At 29.8% G+C, this 20,852-nt stretch carries 21 protein-coding genes; 7 read left to right on the top strand and 14 right to left on the bottom strand.

Annotation, left to right across the window (positions count from 1 at the left end):
• Positions 1-25: 25 nt before the first annotated feature.
• Positions 26-979 (bottom strand): PhoH family protein, encoded by a 954-nt coding sequence (locus tag BA195_RS13155; RefSeq protein WP_068706207.1) that lies wholly within the window; start codon positions 977-979, stop codon positions 26-28.
• A 120-nt stretch (positions 980-1,099) separates the two neighbouring features.
• Between BA195_RS13155 and BA195_RS13150 the strand changes: the two genes are divergently transcribed.
• The 5 genes from BA195_RS13150 to gldG are packed head-to-tail and all read left to right on the top strand — an operon-like array spanning position 1,100 to position 5,134.
• Positions 1,100-1,963 carry an SAM hydrolase/SAM-dependent halogenase family protein gene (locus BA195_RS13150; RefSeq protein ID WP_068706205.1) on the top strand — a complete coding sequence of 288 codons (864 nt, stop codon included), beginning with the start codon at positions 1,100-1,102 and terminating at the stop codon, positions 1,961-1,963.
• A gap of 4 nt (positions 1,964-1,967) precedes the next feature.
• Complete coding sequence (locus BA195_RS13145) at positions 1,968-2,264, top strand: putative quinol monooxygenase (RefSeq protein ID WP_068706203.1); 297 nt, start codon at positions 1,968-1,970, stop codon at positions 2,262-2,264.
• Positions 2,264-2,788, top strand: coding sequence for a GNAT family N-acetyltransferase (locus tag BA195_RS13140; RefSeq protein WP_068706201.1), 525 nt, complete (start codon positions 2,264-2,266; stop codon positions 2,786-2,788). Before BA195_RS13145 ends, BA195_RS13140 begins: the two co-directional genes overlap by 1 nt.
• Entirely contained in the window at positions 2,788-3,498 is a 711-nt protein-coding gene (gene gldF / locus BA195_RS13135; RefSeq protein ID WP_068706198.1) for a gliding motility-associated ABC transporter permease subunit GldF, read from the top strand. Before BA195_RS13140 ends, gldF begins: the two co-directional genes overlap by 1 nt.
• Complete coding sequence (gene gldG / locus BA195_RS13130) at positions 3,491-5,134, top strand: gliding motility-associated ABC transporter substrate-binding protein GldG (protein WP_068706196.1); 1,644 nt, start codon at positions 3,491-3,493, stop codon at positions 5,132-5,134. The genes gldF and gldG overlap by 8 nt, the downstream gene beginning before the upstream one ends.
• Here gldG and BA195_RS13125 read toward each other — a convergent pair.
• Together BA195_RS13125 and BA195_RS13120 are read right to left on the bottom strand one after the other, a co-directional pair.
• Positions 5,127-5,888 (bottom strand): NAD(P)-binding domain-containing protein, encoded by a 762-nt coding sequence (locus BA195_RS13125; RefSeq protein WP_068706194.1) that lies wholly within the window; start codon positions 5,886-5,888, stop codon positions 5,127-5,129. The two genes, gldG and BA195_RS13125, sit on opposite strands and share 8 nt — an antisense overlap.
• Entirely contained in the window at positions 5,875-6,540 is a 666-nt protein-coding gene (locus BA195_RS13120) for an MIP/aquaporin family protein (protein ID WP_176715002.1), read from the bottom strand. Before BA195_RS13120 ends, BA195_RS13125 begins: the two co-directional genes overlap by 14 nt.
• 107 nt (positions 6,541-6,647) lie before the next feature.
• On the opposite strand from BA195_RS13120, the gene BA195_RS13115 reads away from it, so the two are divergent.
• Positions 6,648-7,487, top strand: a complete 840-nt coding sequence (locus BA195_RS13115; RefSeq protein ID WP_068706190.1) for a DUF2911 domain-containing protein — start codon at positions 6,648-6,650, stop codon at positions 7,485-7,487.
• A 104-nt stretch (positions 7,488-7,591) separates the two neighbouring features.
• Positions 7,592-8,785 (top strand): BaiN/RdsA family NAD(P)/FAD-dependent oxidoreductase, encoded by a 1,194-nt coding sequence (locus tag BA195_RS13110; protein ID WP_068706188.1) that lies wholly within the window; start codon positions 7,592-7,594, stop codon positions 8,783-8,785.
• 3 nt (positions 8,786-8,788) lie between these two features.
• Here BA195_RS13110 and BA195_RS13105 read toward each other — a convergent pair whose 3' ends face one another.
• The 11 genes from BA195_RS13105 to BA195_RS13055 form a co-directional block, all read right to left on the bottom strand.
• Positions 8,789-9,247 (bottom strand): GNAT family N-acetyltransferase, encoded by a 459-nt coding sequence (locus BA195_RS13105; protein WP_068706186.1) that lies wholly within the window; start codon positions 9,245-9,247, stop codon positions 8,789-8,791.
• Positions 9,240-10,904: a sodium:solute symporter family protein gene (locus BA195_RS13100; protein WP_068706185.1), complete on the bottom strand. Its 1,665-nt coding sequence runs from the start codon at positions 10,902-10,904 to the stop codon at positions 9,240-9,242. The genes BA195_RS13105 and BA195_RS13100 overlap by 8 nt, the downstream gene beginning before the upstream one ends.
• A 111-nt stretch (positions 10,905-11,015) precedes the next feature.
• Positions 11,016-11,783: a DUF6503 family protein gene (locus BA195_RS13095; RefSeq protein ID WP_068706183.1), complete on the bottom strand. Its 768-nt coding sequence runs from the start codon at positions 11,781-11,783 to the stop codon at positions 11,016-11,018.
• 107 nt (positions 11,784-11,890) lie between these two features.
• Positions 11,891-13,606 (bottom strand): cytochrome-c peroxidase, encoded by a 1,716-nt coding sequence (locus BA195_RS13090; protein ID WP_245662358.1) that lies wholly within the window; start codon positions 13,604-13,606, stop codon positions 11,891-11,893.
• 70 nt (positions 13,607-13,676) lie between these two features.
• Positions 13,677-15,137 carry an alkaline phosphatase PhoX gene (locus BA195_RS13085; RefSeq protein WP_068706179.1) on the bottom strand — a complete coding sequence of 487 codons (1,461 nt, stop codon included), beginning with the start codon at positions 15,135-15,137 and terminating at the stop codon, positions 13,677-13,679.
• A gap of 310 nt (positions 15,138-15,447) precedes the next feature.
• Complete coding sequence (locus BA195_RS13080) at positions 15,448-17,214, bottom strand: ABC transporter ATP-binding protein (protein ID WP_068706177.1); 1,767 nt, start codon at positions 17,212-17,214, stop codon at positions 15,448-15,450.
• A 91-nt stretch (positions 17,215-17,305) separates the two neighbouring features.
• A complete protein-coding gene (locus BA195_RS13075) occupies positions 17,306-18,031 on the bottom strand; it encodes an acyl-CoA desaturase (protein WP_068706175.1) in 726 nt (241 codons plus the stop codon).
• Positions 18,032-18,091: 60 nt separating this feature from the next.
• Positions 18,092-18,664 carry a Crp/Fnr family transcriptional regulator gene (locus BA195_RS13070; RefSeq protein ID WP_141677723.1) on the bottom strand — a complete coding sequence of 191 codons (573 nt, stop codon included), beginning with the start codon at positions 18,662-18,664 and terminating at the stop codon, positions 18,092-18,094.
• Between the two features lie 133 nt (positions 18,665-18,797).
• Positions 18,798-19,172, bottom strand: a complete 375-nt coding sequence (locus tag BA195_RS13065) for a hypothetical protein (RefSeq protein WP_068706171.1) — start codon at positions 19,170-19,172, stop codon at positions 18,798-18,800.
• 42 nt (positions 19,173-19,214) lie between these two features.
• Positions 19,215-20,510, bottom strand: coding sequence for a Glu/Leu/Phe/Val family dehydrogenase (locus BA195_RS13060; RefSeq protein ID WP_068706169.1), 1,296 nt, complete (start codon positions 20,508-20,510; stop codon positions 19,215-19,217).
• 9 nt (positions 20,511-20,519) lie between these two features.
• On the bottom strand, positions 20,520-20,711 hold the full coding sequence (locus BA195_RS13055) for a hypothetical protein (protein ID WP_068706167.1): 192 nt from the start codon (positions 20,709-20,711) through the stop codon (positions 20,520-20,522).
• Positions 20,712-20,852: the final 141 nt, after the last annotated feature.

Below are 20,852 nucleotides of genomic sequence, written 5' to 3'. Positions count from 1 at the left end.
ATGGTATTTATTTTTCTTTTTAACACTACTCAGTCTCTATACTTTTATATGCTTTAATTATGCTTTTTATCAAGCGGTGACGTACAACATCTTTATCATCTAAATAAACCATTGCAATTCCTTTAATATCTTTTAAAGCTAATAATGATTCTTTTAACCCAGAAACTTGTTTGCGGGGTAAGTCTATTTGACCAGGGTCTCCAGTAATAATAAACTTGGCGTGCATTCCCATTCTGGTTAAAAACATTTTCATTTGATTATGCGTTGTATTCTGAGCTTCATCTAAAATAACAAAAGCATTATCTAAGGTACGCCCACGCATAAATGCTAAAGGTGCTATTTGTATGATCCCTTTTTCTAAATGTGATTCTAATTTTTCATGAGGTATCATATCTCGCAACGCATCATATAAAGGTTGCATATATGGGTCTAATTTTTCTTTTAAATCTCCTGGAAGAAATCCTAAATTCTCTCCAGATTCTACAGCTGGTCGTGTTAATATTATTCTACGTACTTCTTTTTCTTTCAATGCCTTTACAGCTAATGCTACTGCTGTATAGGTTTTACCTGTTCCTGCTGGTCCTACTGCAAAAAGCATATCATTCTTCCCCATTAAATCAACCATTTTACGTTGATTGGTTGTTTGTGCTTTTATTAATTTACCATTAACACCATGCACTAAAACATCTTTTATTTTACCTGATTTACGGATCTCTTCCTCTTTACCGGTAGATGTTAAAACACGTTCAATACTATTTTCATCCAATTTATTATACTTATTAAAGTATTTAATTAGCATTGCTAAACGCTTTTCTAACTCGTCTAAAATTTCGGGTTCGCCATAAATTTTAAGTTTATTTCCTCTGGCTACTATCTTTACTTTCGGAAAATACTTTTTAAGTTGCGTAATGGTACTATTTTGAGCTCCAAAGAAATCATTAGGGTCAATTTCTGTTAATTCTATAATACGTTCGTTCAAGTGATAAATATTTTAATTTTATTCAGTTTAAAAATAATGATTATTTTTATTGAATTATGTAGTTTTGCTGTAATTTTTAAGTTAATAAATCAACACACTAATTAACAAGCTATTAAATTAATGCCACTAATTACATTAACTACCGATTTTGGAATAAAAGACCACTTTGTAGGGACGGTAAAAGGGGCTATTTATAGTGAATTACCTGAAGCTAAAATTGTTGATATTACACACCATATTACGCCTTTTAATATTACAGAAACTGCTTACATTTTAAAAAATGCTTATAAAAGTTTTCCAGAAAAAACGATTCATATTATAGGGGTAGACTCTGAGTTAAGTGTAGAAAACAAGCACATTGCTATTGAGTTAGACAATCATTACTTTATATGTCCTGATAATGGACTAATAGCAATGATTGCATCAGAAATTAAACCTTCAAAAATTGTTGAAATTAACATTCATAATCATATAAAAACTAGTTTTCCTGTTTTAGATGTTTTTGTAAAAGTTGCCTCACATATTGCTCGAGGTGGTAGTTTAAATGTTATTGGCAAAGAAATTACTACTTATAAAAAAATTATTGAAATTCAGCCAAAAGTAAATCAACTTCAAACACTTATTATAGGTGGTGTTATTTATACAGATAATTATGGTAACGTAATTACTAATATTACTAAAAAATTATTTAACACTGTAGGCAAAGGACGTAATTTTACAATTACCGCTAAACGTAATTACTTTAAAAAAATATATAAAAGCTATAATGAAATTGTAGATTACTCAATTCCTATAGAAAAAAGAAATTATGATGGCGAAAAATTAGCCCTTTTTAATTCTGCCGATTTTTTAGAAATTGCTATTTACCGAAGTAATTTAGAAAATGTAGGGGGTGCTTCATCATTATTAGGTTTAAATTACCGAGATACCGTTACAATTGAATTTGAAACTATTGATTCACCCGAATTTATCACAATAAATTAATTATATGTTTGTACGAATTGTAAAAATGAGTTTTCATTCTGAGAAAATTGAAGAATTTTTAGCGAATTTTAATACTAAAAAAGAGTTTATCCGTAATTCACCTGGTTGCCAATTGTTAGAATTATATAGAGATAAAAACAATTCGGATATCTTTTTTACTTATAGCTACTGGGAAACTGAGCAAGATTTAGAAAATTACCGAAATTCTGATTTATTTAAAGGCGTTTGGGCGCAAACCAAAATATTATTTAACGACAAACCAGTAGCCTGGAGCGTTGACAAAACCGTAAGTTTACCATAATGAATTATCCAACAAATTTCCCGTTACTATCTTCTGAAAGATTACAACTTCGTCAACTATCATTTAGTGACAAAAGAACTATTTTTAAATTACGATCTAACAAAGAAGTTAATAAATTAATAGTTAGAGACACACCTAAAAATTTAAATGATGCTGATTCATTTATTCAAGATTGTTTGGATGAATTTGAAAAAGGAAATCGAATTTTTTGGGCGATTCAACATCAAGAAAACAATCAAATAATTGGTACCATTGTTTATCATAATATCAATGCTGAAAATAATTATGCTGAAATTGGTTATGAATTAAATCCCGATTTCCAAAATGAAGGCTTTATGAGTGAAGCTATGACTACAGTTTTAGAATATGGTAAAGCTATTTTAAAGCTAAACACCATTGAAGCTTTTACACATAAGAATAATACTGCATCAATAACGTTATTAAAAAAACATCAATTTATTTTAGATGATGATGATTTATTTGATGGTAATACTATTTTTCGTCTCGATATAAACCAAGAATAATGTATCCTATATTAAAAAAAGAATTTAACTCATTTTTTGCATCACCAATAGCCTATTTAGTTATCGGTGTATTTTTACTTGTAAACGGATTGTTTTTATGGGTTTTTAAAGATAATTTCAACATTTTAAATGCTGGTTTTGCAGATTTAAGTTCATTTTTTTATTTAACACCATGGATGTTCTTATTTTTAATTCCAGCAATTACCATGAAAAGTTTTGCTGATGAATTTAATAGCGGAACTATTGAAATATTAAAAACAAAACCTGTAACCGATTGGCAAATTGTATTGGGTAAATTTACTGCATCTTTACTTTTAGTTTGTGTTGCCTTAATACCAACACTAACTTATGTTTATACCGTTTACACGATGGGAAACCCTGTTGGAAATTTAGATATTGGTAGTACCATCGGTTCGTATTTAGGATTACTTTTTTTAGCGGCAACGTATACAACAATTGGTTTATTTACATCAACAATATCTAAAAATCAAATTGTAGCCTTTATTTTAAGTGTGTTTATTACTTTTATTTTTTTCTACGGATTTGATGCTGTAAGTAGCACTTTAGGTAACTCGATACAACAATTCGGAATTAATGAACATTTTAAAAGTATTAGTCGCGGAGTTATTGATACGCGTGATGTTATCTACTTTTTAAGTGTTACTTTTTTCTTTTTATTCATCACCAAACAACAATTAAAAAATGAATAAAAAGCTACAACATATTGTCTTTGCTTTTGTGGGGTTATTATTGATAAACTACCTCTCAACATCAACTTATAAAAGATTTGATTTAACAAAAGATAAACGTTTTACAATATCTGATGTTAGTAAAAACATATTAGATAATATTGATAATACTGTTTTTGTTAATGTGTATTTAGAAGGTGATTTTCCTGCTGAATTTAAACGTTTACAAATTGAAACACGTCAATTTTTAGAGGAATTAAAAGCGCAAAATTCAAATATTTTATTTCGATTTATAAATCCTGATAACATTCGTGAGCGATTAATACAAAAAGGAATGATGCCAACGCAACTAACTGTTGAAGAAGGCGGAAACCTTTCACAAGCTATTATCTTTCCTTGGGCAGAAATTAATCTTGGTAAAAAAACTACCTTAGTTTCTTTACTACCAAATGCAATTGCCAAAACTCAAGAAGAGCAACTGCAAAATGCTATTGAAAAATTAGAATATTCTTTTGCTAATGCATTGAACAATATCACTAAAAATAAAAGGCAGAAAATCGCAGTTATTTCAGGTAATGGCGAGTTAGAAGATATTTATTTATACAGTTTATTAAGTGAAGTGGGAAAAAATTATCACTTAGCTAAATTCACGTTAGATAGTGTAGCTAAAAATCCGCAGAAAACACTTAAAGATTTAACAAAATACGATTTAGCTATTGTTGCCAAACCAACCGAACGTTTTACCGAACAAGAAAAATTTACACTCGATCAATTTATTACCAACGGAGGTAAATCTCTTTGGATGATTGACCAAAACTATGCTGATACTGATAGTTTATACAACGAAGGTAAAATGCTTGCTTTTCCAAGAGATTTAAATTTAACCGATTTATTATTTAGTTATCAAGTTCGTGTAAACAATAAATTAATTCAAGATTTATACTCGGCTAAAATTCCGCTTGCTACAGGAAATAGCGGAAATCAAGCACAATTTCAGCATTTAAATTGGTTTTACCATCCGTTGGTAAACGGAAATCCTTATCATCCAATAACAAAAAATATAGCTCCAGTTCGTTTTCGTTTTACCACTCAAATAGATACTTTAAAAGGAAATATTAAAAAAACACCTTTATTTATCACTTCAGTTTTAAGTAAAAAGATCGGAACTCCAAATTTTGTTGAGCTACAAAGTATTGCCCAACAACCAAAAGAAAACGAGTATAAAAGTGGGTCACAGCTTTTAGGTGTTTTGTTAGAAGGTAGTTTTAATTCTGCTTACAAAAACAGAACAAAACCGTTTGATACATCACTTTTTAAAGCAGAAAGCAACACTAATAAAATGGTTGTTATTGCGGATGGAGATATCGGTAAGAATCAAATTTTAAAAGGTAAACCTCACGATTTAGCTTTAGATAAATGGACTGGTGAACAATTTGGAAATAAAGAATTTTTAATAAATACGATTGATTATTTATTAGATGATTCTGGTTTAATTAATTTACGAAATAAAACTTTGCAGATAAATTTACTTGATAAACAAAAAGCTTATACCGAAAAGCGTTTTTGGCAGTTTATAAACATTGGAATTCCGTTAATTTTACTAGCTATATTTGGCTTCGTTTTTAATTATTTAAGAAAAAGAAAATATGCTAAATAGACAGCAAATCGTCGTGAATAAAAGTATAATCTAAAGTTTGTTGTATTTTTTTCGAACTGATAATCTTCCACTCATAAACTTCATTGTTTTCAAACTCTGGAACTTCAAAGTCGTTCCTTAATTTGGCTAAGGTGTAAAACTCTCTTCTTGTTGGATGGTGGTTAGAGCATGCATTAAAAGTTTCACCCCAACAATTCTGATCAATAATTGTATGAATAATCTCTATACAATCGTCTTTATGAATCATATTTACAAAACCTTTTGGTTGTGGTATTTTTCTTCCATTTTTAAACCAATTACTTGGTTGCCTTACATCTCCAAATAAACCTGCAAAACGAATAATAGTAGTTTCGAAAAAAGTATTTTCTCTAAATAAATTTTCTATTGCTGTTAAAGGAGTTTTTAAAACTTCATCTTCTTCTGTCATGATTTTATTAACTCTTCCATAAACTGAAGTAGAACTAATAAAGATTATTTTTTGTATTGGGGAGTTTTCTATTTGAGCAATTAAATTTTCAAAACCATCAACATCTTTAGAAGTAATTGCAATAATTAAAATATCTGAATTTAAGAAAGTATCAAATTCTTCAAATTCAGAAATATTAACAATATAAGGTGCTATTCCGTTAACTTCTAAAAGATCTAATTTTTCTTCAGAAGTTGTAGAGCCTTTTACTTTATATCCTTCATTTAATAACGAAACTGCTAATGATTTTCCTAACCATCCACAGCCTAAAATACTAACATTCTTCATTACAACAATTATTGTCTTTTACAAATTTACAAGAAACTACCGCTAATAAAGCTCCTAAAATTGGGGCTAAAACATACAACCACAAATACTCATAATGACCAGAAACTATTGCCGGAGCAATAGAACGTGCTGGATTCATGGATGCCTTTGTCATTGGTCCTGCAAACATGGCTTCTAACAAAACAACGCCTCCAATAGCAATACCTGCCATTACTCCTACTTCTTTACTACCTGTTGATACGTTTATTATGGTTAACATTAAGAAAAACGTAAGTAAAAATTCTAAAATAAAAGCACGCCAAGGTTCAATTGATGGAATTGTAGCTCCGTAATATTCGCTTGCAGGAAATAAAACCCATAAAATACAACTTGCTAAAATAGCACCTATCAACTGAGCGATTATATATTTAGGAACTTCTTTCCATGAAAACTTTTTAGCAAATGCAAAAGCAATAGTAACTGCTGGGTTGAAATGTGCCCCAGATATTTCACCAAAAGCATAAATCATTGCCATTACAATTAATCCCCAAGTTATAGCAATACCGGTATGCGTTAAATCAGTTCCTCCTGTTATTTCACTAACAGTCATTGCACCTGTACCACAAAATACTAACGCAAAAGTTCCTATTAATTCTGAAACATATTTTTTCATTTTGCAAATATCAACTAAAAAAATGATGTTTATTTTAAGTTTTCATTAACATTTAACTCAAATATTACTCGTAATTTTAACATCACAATAAAAACAAACCAATTATCATGAAAAAATTAGTTTTAAGCTTATTTGTAGCGGCACTTACATTAACTACAAATGCACAAATAAAAACTCCAGCTCCTAGCCCATCATCTAAGTTAGAACAAGCTGTAGGATTATCGGATGTTACTGTTGAATATTCTAGACCAGGAATGAGAGGAAGAACTATTTTTGGAGACTTAGTTCCTTACGGAAAAGTATGGAGAACTGGAGCTAACCAAAATACTAAAGTTACTTTTAGCACTGATGTTACTATCGACGGAAAAGAATTAAAAAAAGGAACATACGCTTTATATACAAAACCAGGAAAAACTTCTTGGGAAGTAATTTTTTATTCGGATGCCAACAACTGGGGAAATCCAAGAAAATGGGATGATAAAAAAGTAGTATTATCTACTACAGTAAAAGCTGATATGATGCCTATGAAAATAGAAACTTTTACCATGACTATTGATGATATTACAAACAACTCTGCTGTTTTAGGTTTGTTATGGGAAAATGCTTATGTTGGTGTAAAATTTAACACGCCTACTGATAAAGCTGTTGAAGCTAGTATTGCTGCAACAATGAATGGGCCTAAAGCTGGTGATTATTACTCTGCTGCTGTATATTATTTACAAAGCAACAAAGACATTAAAAAAGCAGCTACATGGATCAACAAAGCTGTTGACATGACTAAAGATCAACCTCGTTTTTGGTATTTACGTCAACAATCTTTAATCTTAGCTAAAGCTGGTGACAAAAAAGGAGCTATAAAAGCTGCAAAAGCATCATTAGCTGGAGCTGAAAAAGCAGGAAATGTAGATTATATTAAAATGAATAAAGAGTTCTTAACAAAAATGTAATTACTTCATTTAGTTTATATAAAAAAGACTGTCTTTTAAGACAGTCTTTTTCTTTTCTAATAATTTTTTATACACCTTAAAAAAACAAATAGTAATTTTGTTTTATGAAAAAATCAATAGCCATAATTGGTGGTGGCCCTTCAGCACTTTTTACTGCTGCTTTTTTAGATTCAAATAAATTTGACATTACGATTTACGAGAAAAAGAAATCTGTTGGAAGAAAATTTTTAGTCGCTGGCGATGGTGGTTTTAATCTTAGCCATGGTGAGCATATTGATAAAATGATTACCCGATACACACCTACTACATTTCTTAAAAATGCACTGTTAAATTTTACAAATGAAGACTTACGTAATTGGTTATTATCTATTGATATTCCCTCTTTTATAGGAAGTAGTAATCGTATTTATCCTGAAAAAGGAATAAAACCAATCACCGTTCTAGCTAACATTAAAAAGTTTTTAATTGATAAAAATGTACAGTTTATTACTAATCATGAATGGCAAGGATGGAATATTAAAAATGAATTAATTTTTAATAATGACAAAATTATAAATGCTGATTTTACTGTTTTTTCGCTAGGCGGCGCTAGTTGGAAAATTACAGGGTCTGACGGAAATTGGTTAAACAAATTTATAAGTAAAGGAATTAACACCTTAGCTTTTTTACCAGCTAACTGTGCTTATAAAGTAGATTGGAAAATCGATTTCATATCTAAAAATGAAGGACAACCTTTAAAAAACATTTCGCTTTCTTGTTTAGATAAAATACAAAAAGGTGAATTGGTAATTACCAAATTCGGGCTAGAAGGAAATGCTATTTATGCCTTAAGTTCTGAAATACAATCACAACTTTCTAAATACAAAAAAGCAACTGTTTTTTTAGATTTAAAACCGATGTTTAGTCTTAATGAACTTACTCATAAAATAAACACTTCTAGCTTAAGAACAACAACCGACATTCTTAAAAAAACACTTAAATTAAGTTTACCACAAATTGAATTACTAAAAACAATTTTAAGTAAAGATGAATTTCTTAATAAAACAATTCTTTCATTAAAAATAAAAGCTTTACCTCTTACTATTAATACTGCTGCTAAAATTAACGAAGCAATATCAACTACCGGTGGAATTTCTTTAAACGAAGTCACTGAAAATTTCGAGTTCAAAAAAATAAAAAATAGTTATTGCATCGGCGAAATGTTGGATTGGAACGCGCCAACTGGTGGCTATTTATTACAAGCCTGTTTTAGTATGGGCGCTTATCTTGCTAAACATCTGAATAAAAACAAGTCGTAAAACTTACTTTAAACTTTTTCGCATATTTAGTAAATGTTTTCGAAACCCTGCTTTTTCATATGCTCTAATTGCACTAGGGTTATCAGCATACACGTCTAACCGAACTTCATATATATTATTAGAAATTGCCCAAGTATATAAATCGTCAATAATTAATTTGTTAATGCCTTTGCCACGATGTGAATTTGCAACAAACATAAAACCTAAATAAATCATATTTTGATGCTTTAAATATGGTTTGGCTTCTTGTATTCTTCCATATCCAGAACCAACAACTTTTTCATTATCTACTGCTACAATTACTGCTACCTCATCAGATAAAATCATTGCTTTTATATCGTAATATGATATTTTTTCATCTTTTAAAGTAGCATCAAAAGGTCTTTCAAAATTAATTAGCGCTTGCTCAAATTCTAAAAGAATTGGTAAATCTATTAAAGTAGCTTTTCTTGTTTTAATCATTTTTTATTTTTTCTGAAAATAGCTGTATTAAAGAAGCTATTAAAATTACCAATCCACATCCTAAAGCATTTAACCATAAAAACGGTAACCAATCAGCTTTCCAAACAAAAATTATAAGTAATTGTGTAATAATGGCTGCTATAAAAACGGCATTCGATTTTACAAACTTAAAGAAGAAGGCTAATAAGAAAATTCCTAAAACATTACCATAAAAAATAGAACCAATTATATTTACTAATTGAATTAAATTATCAAACAAATTAGCAATACAAGCCACTAAAATTGCTAAGATTCCCCATCCGAAGGTAAACCATTTTGTCATTTTTACATAATGCGCTTCGTCATATTCATTAGCAACATTACGTTTATACAAATCAATTACGGTAGTACTTGCCAAGGCATTTAACTCAGATGCGGTTGATGACATAGCTGCTGATAAAATTACCGCTAACAACAACCCAATTAATCCTTTTGGTAAATTATGCAGTATAAAATGGATAAAAACGTAATCTTTATCATTCGTTTCTACTAAAGCATCAGCTTTTGTAATAATTGCTTTTGCTTGCTTTTTTATTAATTTATCTTGTTCGTTTAATGCTTGTAATTGTTTTTTGTTTTCGGCAGTTAAACCTTCAAAAATTAAAACTTTCTTCTGGTTCTCTATATCGATGTGTTTATCTGCTAAAACCTTGTATTCTGAAGCGTATTTTGAATTTACAACAGCTTCACTAGCCTTCGGATTAAAATTTAAAGGAGATGTATTAAACTGATAAAACACAAACACCATTACCCCAACCAATAAAATAAAAAATTGCATTGGCACTTTTAACAAACCGTTAAAAATTAATCCTAACTGACTTTCACGTACCGATTTTCCTGATAAATAACGTTGCACTTGGCTTTGATCGGTTCCGAAATAAGAAAGCATCAAAAATGTTCCTCCTAAAATCCCTGTCCAAACTGTATAGCGATTATTTAAATCCCACGAAAAATCTAACACTTGCATTTTATCAGAAGCTCCAGCAATCTCTAATGCTTTAGTAAAGGTAATTCCGTCAGGTAAATATTGAAGTATTAAGTAAAAGGCAATGAACATTCCTGTAAAAATAATTGCCATTTGTTGTTTTTGAGTAACGCTTACTGCTTTTGTACCTCCAGAAACGGTGTAAATAATTACTAAGAATCCGATGATGATATTTAGTGTAATTAAATCCCATCCTAATACAGCTGATAAAATAATAGCAGGCGCAAAAATGGTAATTCCTGCTGCTAATCCTCTTTGTACCAAAAATAAAATTGCGGTTAAAGTTCTTGTTTTTTTATCAAAACGACCTTCTAAATACTCATAAGCTGTATATACTTTTAGTCGATGATATATCGGAATAAACACTAAACAGATAATTACCATGGCGATTGGCAATCCGAAGTAAAACTGTACAAATCCCATTCCGCTATGAAATGCTTGCCCCGGTGTTGATAAAAAAGTAATAGCACTTGCTTGTGTTGCCATTACCGACAAACCAATCGTCCACCATTTACTATCGTTTCCTCCTTTAATATACTCTTCTACATTATTTCTTCCACGTGTTTTCCAAACTCCGTAAAAAACAATAAATAACAATGTTAACGAAAGTACTACCCAATCTATAGTTTGCATATTCTAATTCGTGTATAAGTTAGTAATAATATAAAATAATGCGATGTAAACTACATTTGCCAGCAACACTAGTGTGTACTCTTTTTTCCAAGTATATTTTTTTGAATTCATTTATTTTGTTGGTTTTCTATAAAAATCAGCATCAAATGATGCTTCACTTAATAAAGGTAATACAAATTTAGTAGGCTCTCTCGCTGGTTCTGTTGGGTTACCTTTTTCATCTTTCTGGTACCAAGTTAACGATTTTGGTAATAAAAATCCGTTAACATTTTCCCAATCGTTATATCTTATTATACTTGTTTTACTAGAAGTTTCTTTACTAAAATAAGTAACCGTATAGGCTAACCAACTCATTTCTTTAGTAACTTCATCATAATACATATAATAGTTATCATCTGGTGATGAACCTACATTTGATTGATACGAAATTTTAATTCCTGGATATTTTTTTCCTTCAAACTCTAATGGTTTTGTTTCTGAATATACAATTCCATCATCAGCCAAAACAAAAGGCATTGCGTAAAAATAGAAGTATAAATTGTAATAAAACTTCGGATCTTTTTTATACTTAGTGGTATCAGAAACCCAAACATTGTTACCATCAAATCCTAAAGAATATTCTTTCGAGTTAATTACTGTTTTTCTTGAATGTAAATCTGTGGTATGCTCTTGATCGTTTAAGCTAAAAGATAACGTTTTCATCTTTTGCCAATTATTAATTCCGCCATGTTTTTTTAAAACTTCGGTTAGAACTTTTGGATATTTTTTGGGCTCAACTAAGTTTTCTTTAAAAATTTCTTCTATAATTTCTTTTTTTGAAGCTGTTTTACAAGCTATTACTGATAAAGCTATAACTAAAACTATGAGTATTTTTTTCATGTAAATTGATTTGTTGTATTCTGTCGGAATAACTTGATAAAATTACATAAAAAAGAAAAACTCTTTGGTTTGTTTACCAAAGAGTTTAATAAAAATGAAAAATATTTTTATTCATCTGTCAACGTTTCCATAAAAGCTACTAATTCTTTTATTTCTTTTTCTGTTAAGTTTAACTCATCTACTGGTAATGTTTGATGCCTTAAATTAAAACCCAAACCATTTCCACCTCCTTTATTATAAAAATCAATTACTTGAGCTAATGTTTCAAAAACTCCATTATGCATGTAAGGTGCTGTTTTAGCAATATTCCTAACGGTTGATGTTTTAAAAAAGTGTTTTCTATTTGCTGTTTTAAATAAATTATAACGCCCTAAATCATTACTCACAACCGAATTATTTAATGTATCATTAGGTACTCCTAATAACTCAAATTCTGTTTCGGTGAAATTTGGAGGAACAGTTCCGTTAAAAACAGGCGCAAAATGACAGGTAGCACATTTTGCTTTTCCGGTAAAAAGATTAAATCCATTTATTTCACTCTTAGTAATTGTGTTTTCTTTATTATTGATATTGTTGTCAAACTTTGAGTTAAATTTATTTAAACTTCTTATATAAGTAGCAATTGCGTGTCTTACCGTATTACTATTTATTTTTCCTTTATAAATTTTATTAAAACTATTTACATAAGCACTATCGTTTTTAACGGCATTTTTCATGGTTTCTAAATCACTATGAAATTCGTTTTTATTTTTAACAACAGCAGCAACTTGCCCCTCTAAACTTCCTGCCCTACCATCATAAAAAAAACTTTGTTGCAATGCTGCATACGTTACTGTTGGAGTATTTCTTGTTTGTTTTGGAAATGTTTTTAATCCATCGGTAAAAGCTTTTTCTTTATGATGACAAGTAGCACAACTCATATCTTTATTTATAGATAATTGTTTGTCATTAAAAAGTTGCTCTCCTAAAGCTATTTTTTCTTTTTTAAAATTACTTTTATCAATATAATCTGAAAAGAAATCAACATTAAATGTGTTTGATGAAAACAATGAAGTCATATCGTTTTTAAAAGCTAATTCGAAAGGAAAAGTAACTTGCCAATCTTTTTGAGTTTTAACTAATAATTTTAACTGTTTATGAGTGTGATTTTTAATAAAATGATATCTATCAAAAGTATTAAAATTTCCTTGTAAACTTGTTTTTGTTTGTTGAATTTCAGTTTGCCAAGCCTCTAATAATTCTGGGTTTATAAAATGACCTTTATAAGTATCTAGTATTTTTTCAATTGCTGTATATATTATATTAGACTCTTGTAAAGATTGTTCTAATACAGGTGAATCAAAACCTGTAATACCAGTAACAGCAACACGAACGATAGCGTCACGAAGTAACCATAAAACATGATATTTTTTTAAGTTTAATTTTGCATTACTTTCTATTAAACCTAACCTATTTTTTGTTTTATTTACTGCTTGGTTAATTTGTTTTTCATTAACCTCTTCATCATACAACAACTCTTCTATTACTTGAAAACCAAACGGAGCGTTAATTTTAATATCTGTTGCATCTTCTTCTTCTACTTTAAGAATATTTGGGGCGTTTAATGATTTATAATTGCTTTTATCTGTAAAGGCTAAAACAGGTTCTAATTGCTTAAAAGAAGTACGTGCTTTTTGATAAAAAAACTGTTTGTTTTTTAATGATTTAACTACTAATAAACTGTCTAAATTTATTATAGCCATCTGTAATTGCTTTTTATAAACCTCTTCTAAAATTGTTGTTTCGGTTACTTTAACATATTGCCTTTCAGTTTTGCAAGACATTAATAACATAAGCAAAAAACATGCGCCTAAAACGCATGCTTTTTTAATAAGTATTTGGGGAACATTCATACTATCTATCTAAACCTTGAATAATATACATTTGGCTTCCTTCTGATCTTGCTATACTAGGGTCAATTGCTTTAGGATCTGTAAAATTAGGATTATCCCATCCGTGATTTTGAGTAATCACTATAAAAGTATCATCAACACCAATTGTTTCAGAAACATCTATCATACCAGTAATTTCCCAAGGTTTTGTTACATTACCAACACCTGCCGCTGCTGCGGTTTCTTGATCACATTCTAAAACCGTTTTTAGGCTCCCTGAATTTAAATCGTATTGATACAAACGCGCATAATGTGTTTTATCTGCATTATCAAAATAACCATTTGGATCCTCTTGAATGTATACATAATTTTCTGTTACAACAATATTATCTGGACTGTGGAATGTTTTTGCTTTTCCGTTTGGTAAATCACCATCTAGCACACATGTAATTGTTCCAACTCCTGAAGGATTATTTTCATTTAAAGTTACTTTATAAACACGTCCGTAAAAAGTACCTTTTCCTGCCAAGCCATCTTTTTTACGCCCCGTAACACAAAAGTAAATTTCTCTATTATTTTTAGCAGAACCTCTTCTCCAATCAATATCTTCTAAACGAGAGAATCCCATAACCCCTTTTGTTTTAGCTTCAGCATCTAACAAAGAAATTTCAGTTTCGTTTAACTGTACAAAATCAATCGGATAAGATTCTCCTTCTTTCATATCCATTTCATAATTAACTTCAGAATCTAATACGCGTAAACCGAATAAGTTTCCTCCGTACAAATCACCTCTATTACCTACATACATTCCTAATTGTCCTGATGGTGTTTCGTTATCAGCATGATCATCACCAATAAAAGCAACGGTTTTATCTTGATAAGCATCTTTACCTATTACTACTGCATTTTCTGTAGACCATTGTCCAAATGCATTTAACATGTTTGCAAAAGATGCTGAAGAAGCATCTCTATAAGGATCAGTAGCAAAAACTCCTTTTGAAGCTCCTCCCCACTCACCTCCAGAAAGATACATTGGTCCAAAACCGTGTTCTTGTGGTGTAATTAAACTCCCTGAACATTGTGCTGTATAAGCAGTTGCCTCAGCATTTAAAATATATTCACCGCCTACTGGTTTAAAAGTTTCATCTAAAGTGATGCGTGCTATAGAATAATCTCCTTCAATATTATTAATTAAAGTAAAAGTATTGTTTGCATTTTTTAGTAAGCCCGCTCCATCAGCTAATGAACCATAAACAAAGTTTGGTGTGTTAGTCAATTTATCTTCTGAAGATAATAATGGATAAATACTGACATTAGAAAATGCTGGATCTAATTTTAAATAACTATCGGTTTTAGAATGCGCTGCTAATTTTACCAAACCTGTTGATGAACCGTTTCCTGGTTCTTTATCTACATCATCACACGAGGTTAAGCTAATAGCTGTAAAAGCACTTAACAAACCTACTTTAATTAAATTTTTCATTGTATTGTTTTTGTTTCGTTTTTATGATGCAAAACAACAATACATACTTTACCAAATTACTATGTGAGTTTTAATTATAGTTGATTAAAACGTTACCTGTTTTAATTAATCTTAAACAAAAGAGATGTAATATTTTATAAAAAACAGTTTTCATTAACTAAAAACTTCACTTTTTTTAACACTTAGTTAATAGCTACTCATTTTACAAAAACAATCTAAATCTTAACTAACTATACGTCAACTATAAAAAATAGTTTTACTTTCTAACACTTTTTTTATAGTTTCTTAACACAATTGATATCTTATTATTTTAAATTTTTGCCTGATACGTATACAAATCATAATACCTACCTTTTTCAGCAATTAATTCATCATGTGTTCCGCGCTCTGCAATACTACCGTTTTCAATCACCAATATTTGATCTGCTTGTTTTATTGTACTTAATCGGTGCGCAATTACAATGGTGGTTCGTTCGTTCATTAACTCTGATAAACTTTTTTGAATTAATGCTTCGCTCTCTGTATCTAAACTTGAAGTTGCTTCATCTAAGATTATAATTTTCGGATTTGCTAAAATGGCTCTTGCAATTGCCAAACGCTGACGTTGGCCGCCAGAAAGCTTTACGCCTCTTTCACCAATTAAGGTATCTAATCCTTCATCAAAACGATCGGTAAATTCATTTACATAGGCTGCTTTTACAGCGTACCGCAATTCTTTTTCAGTTGCATTTGGCCTTGGAAACAAAATGTTTTCTCTAATAGTTCCTTCAAATAAAAACTCATCTTGTAAAACCACCCCTAAATTTTTACGATAGCTACTTAATTTTATTTTAGATACATCATGATTATCAATCGTTACTTTTCCTGATTTTGGATTTAAAAAAGTAGCTGATAATCCTGCAATTGTTGATTTACCAGAACCAGAACTCCCTACTAAAGCAGTTACTGTACCTTTGGGCACTTCGAAACTAATGTTATTTAACACCTGTTTTCCTTCTTCATAAGAAAAAGAAACATCGTCAAATTTTATGGTTCCATTCACTTTTTCTAATTGAATTGTTCTTTCTTCATTATCTTCCTCAGCTTCCATATTCATCAACTCTTCGGTTCTATCTAACCCTGCCAAAGCTTCGGTTAATTGACTACCTATATTACTCATTTGTACAATTGGTGCAATCATTAAACCTAATAAAAAAGTAAATGATAAAAAATCTCCAACGGTTAATTCACCCATCATAATTTTATAACCACCAATTCCCATAATTCCCGTAGAAGCAATTCCTAATAAAAAGGTTGCCGAACTTGTCATGATTGCGGTTGCTGTTAAACTCTTTTTTACGTTTTGGAATAAAAGATCAACTCCTTTTTCAAAAGATTCATTTTCTTGTTGTTCTGCATTGAATGCTTTTATTACCCTTACTCCTGCCAACGTTTCTGTTAAACGCCCTTTTACCTCAGCATTAATAACACCTCTATTTCTAAATATAGGTCTGATATATTTAAAAGCTTTTAAAGCAACTAAACCGAATACAATTACAGGAATCAACACAAATAAGGTCATTGACCAACTAATATTTATCAATAAAATTAAAGAAATAACAGCTGTAATGGTTCCACCTACTAACTGAACCAAACCGGTTCCTATTAAATTACGAACCCCTTCAACATCACTCATAATTCTAGAAACCAATGCTCCTGATTTTGTATTATCAAAAAAGCTAATTGGTAATGACAATACTTTTTTCTGAACCTGTGCTCGTAATTCTGAAATTAAATATTGTGCTTGCACACTTAAAATTCGAGTTAATAAAAATGATGTAGTTGCTTGTATTAAAATAGCTGCGCCAACTACAAGTAATAAGTTGTATAATTGGTTGTAATCTTTATTCGGAATTACATCATCTAATAATGATTTAATTTTTAGCGGAGCTACCAAACCTGCCAACCTACTTATTACAATTAAAACCAAACCTATTAAAACCAATTTTTTACGTGGCCAAATAATTGTTTTAAATGCTTTTCCTATTGATACTTTAGGTTTCTTTTTATTATCTTTTGATGATGTATGTTGCTGCATTTTTTTTTATTGAAGATACTATTTATCGTCAAAACACATGCCATATATAGTAAGTATGACACAATTACAAAACACAACTTAAAAGTACTCTTTATTTAAGTTTTATCAGTTTTACCTTATCTAAAAGAACCATAATACAGTAAGTAATATCTATTTCATGCCAACGTACTCCTCCAAAATTTGCGCGCCCACCATGAGCATGGTGATTGTTGTGATACCCTTCGCCCATCATTAAAAAATCGAATGGTAATAAATTTTTAGAAGTATCGCTTACTTTAAAATTTACATAACCGTATATATGTGCAAACCAATTAATAATAACTCCGTGGATTGGTGCCATTAAAAAAGCGACTGGTAAAAATAACCACTGCCACCAAGCGGTTGCAAAAAACATAAAAAACACAACATATAATGCTCCCCAAGTTAATCTAGAAAATTTTGAGCTTGCAAAATTATCAAAGATTTTCCACTGTGGTACGTTTTTAGTAAACTTATCATCAATTGCTATTCTTTGATTATTAATATCTTGATAAATATTTTTAGTCCGCCACATCATTTTAAACAAATTTTCATCATATTTTGGTGAATGCGGGTCTTTTTCAGTATCAGCATACGCATGATGTAATCGATGCATTACCCCGTAGCCATAAGCGCTTAAATAATTAGAACCTTGAAAAACCCAGGTAAGCACAAAACATACTTTTTCTGCAAACTTCGACATCGTAAAAGTTTGATGTGCTGCATATCTATGTAAAAAGAATGTTTGAAAAAATAAGCCTGAATACCATAAAAAAATCATGAAAATTACTATTGTCATTCTAGTGAGTTTTAGAATGCAAAGAACCAATTTTAGTGTGGCAATAAAAATGAACCTAAGTTAAGTAATTCGCTTTCTAATTCGGCTTAGCGCTTGCGCAGTAACTCCAATATAAGAAGCTATGTATTTTAAAGGAATTTCTCTAATCAACTTAGGACGTTCGTCAAATAATTTTAAATAACGCTCTTCTGCTGTTTCGTTTAATAACGATTGTTCTCTTTTAGACTTTATTAAATATAGCCGTTCAGATGATAATCTTCCTAAAGTATTTCCAATACTTGTTTTGTTATACACTTCTTGTAAATCATCGTGTGAAATACTCCACATTTCAATATCAGTAAGAGCTTCTAGTTCATACAACGAAGGTTGTTGTGTTAAAAACGAATCATAGGCACTTACAAACTCGTTGCTAAAACAAAACCCAAAAGTAATTTCCTTCTCTTTGTCTTCTTTAGGAATATAAAAACGCACAACTCCTTTATTAATAAAAGAAATATGATTTTCAATTTCTCCTATTTTTAAAATTTTTGTGCGTTTTTTAATTTTTATTAGCGCTAATTTAGAGGTAAAAAATTCCCAATCATTATCATTAATCGTCAATGATTTTTCTAAATAAGTTCTAATATTTACAATGCTCATTAGAGTTATAATATTCTTTTTTATATTAATGCAATATACAACACCTAATCTTTTTTAAAAACAAATTTGGTTGATATAACTAATAAGCTATTTTACTCATTTAAGTAAGTTTGTGTTTTATATTATTTTACTTCTTTAAAAGACATAATAAAACTTTTTGTTTTAAAACCCTGTATGTTTCAATGTGTTTTAAATACAAAAGCCTTGTACTCTCATGCTCATCTAAATAAAATGAATTACAAGCAACATCATCACATTCATTTAAATTTTCAGTTTCATTTCTTACTTTATAAAGTTTAGTTAATATTTCTGAATTTTTTAAAATCATTAATAACAAACTATCTCTTAAATTTCTATTTTTAATTAAGTTTGATGATATCTTAGCTAAAACATCACATTCATTTGTTATATAATTTATGTGAGAAATCCACATATCTAATTCTTTAAAGCTTCTTATTTGAATAACTTTATTTTCAGTATCGTTATATATATTCAATTCCATCTTTTTTATTTTACTAGTTTAATTTTTAATAAACTACTTTTTCTATGGAAAAATTCCACGTTGTACATAGGCTTTCTCAATACGTTCTATTGCTATTACATATGCAGCTGACCTCATATCTAACTTTCTTTTTGTTGACAAGTTTAATACTTTAATAAAAGTTTCTCGCATTTTTTTATCTAGCCTTGCTATAATTTCATCCAATCCCCATAACTCACCATTTCTGTTTTGTAACCATTCAAAATAACTTGCTATTACACCACCTGAATTACATAAAATATCAGGAATGATATCAACCTCTTTATCTAATAAAATTCTTTCTGCTTCAACTGTAGTTGGTCCATTGGCTCCTTCTGCAATTAAAGAGGCTTTTATTTTTGATGCATTTTCTTTTGTTATTTGATTACCTAATGCAGCAGGAATACATATATGACAATCTAAACCAAAAAAATCTTCATTTTTTATTTCTTCTGCGTTTAAAAACCCAACAATACTTCCATTATTAAATTTTGCATACTCAAACAAATCTTTTACATTAATTCCTTTGGTGTTTGCAATCGAACCTAAAGCATCTTGTACTCCTACCATTTTTGCGCCTTCTTTTTCTAAAAAATGAGCTGCCCAAAAACCAACATTTCCAAACCCTTGAACTATAAATTTTTTATCTAAAAGACTAATTCTTCTTTGTTCTGCCCAAAATTTTATATTTAAAAAAACACCAAAACCTGTTGCTCTATCTCTTCCTTCTAATCCTCCTGACCCTATGGGTTTTCCTGTGACAATATGTTGATTTTTTGATCGTTCTGCTGGTGCTTTTGTTGACATATAGGTGTCAGCAATCCAAGCCATTGTTTGTGCATTTGTATTTACATCAGGTGCTGGAATATCATGTTCTGGTCCAATATTATCTCCAAGAGCATATGTAAAACGCCTTGTGATTCTTTCTAATTCTGATTGAGAATACTTTTTAGGATCCATTTGTATTCCACCTTTTGCTCCACCATAAGGCAGCCCAGTTAAAGATGTTTTCCAAGTCATCCACATAGCTAAAGCTTTTACCGCATCAATATCTATTGTTGGATGATAACGTAACCCTCCTTTATAAGGACCCAAAGCATTATTGTGCTGCACTCGGTACCCTTTAAAAACCTCTACATCTCCATTATCCATACGAACAGGAAAATTAATAATTAACTCATTATTTGTTATTCCTAATATTTTTTTAATATTCGGATTTAAGTTTACCAAATCAGCTGCTGCATCAAACTGTTTCATTACGTTTTGAAGCATCCCTTGCTTTGACTCTTCTTTTTGCTTTAATTCTTTTGTTAAAATCATTTTTAAAGATTAAATAAGTTCTAATTCTTTTTTCTTTTTGATTGTTTTTAAATCTTCAACATCTAAAGTAACAGTATTGTTATTGGGTCTTTTTTCTTGATTAAACTCATTACAAGACCAAATAAATGTATTATTTGATGTTAAATTACAAAAGTCAACATCTATACATGTACTGCATAAACTTCTTTTATTAACGTCCATAAATTATATTGTTTTAATATAATTACATATTGGCAACAGGTGTACCAAAATATGTTTTCAAAAAAAAAGAAAACATAAAGATCTTAAAAACAATAAATTACGTAGTTTAAATATTTTCTAACAAATTATAAAACTGAGGAT

The sequence above is a fragment of the Tenacibaculum soleae genome, assembly GCF_001693415.1.
Lineage (GTDB): Bacteria > Bacteroidota > Bacteroidia > Flavobacteriales > Flavobacteriaceae > Polaribacter > Polaribacter soleae.
This window is presented reverse-complemented; position numbering and strand designations above follow the sequence as displayed.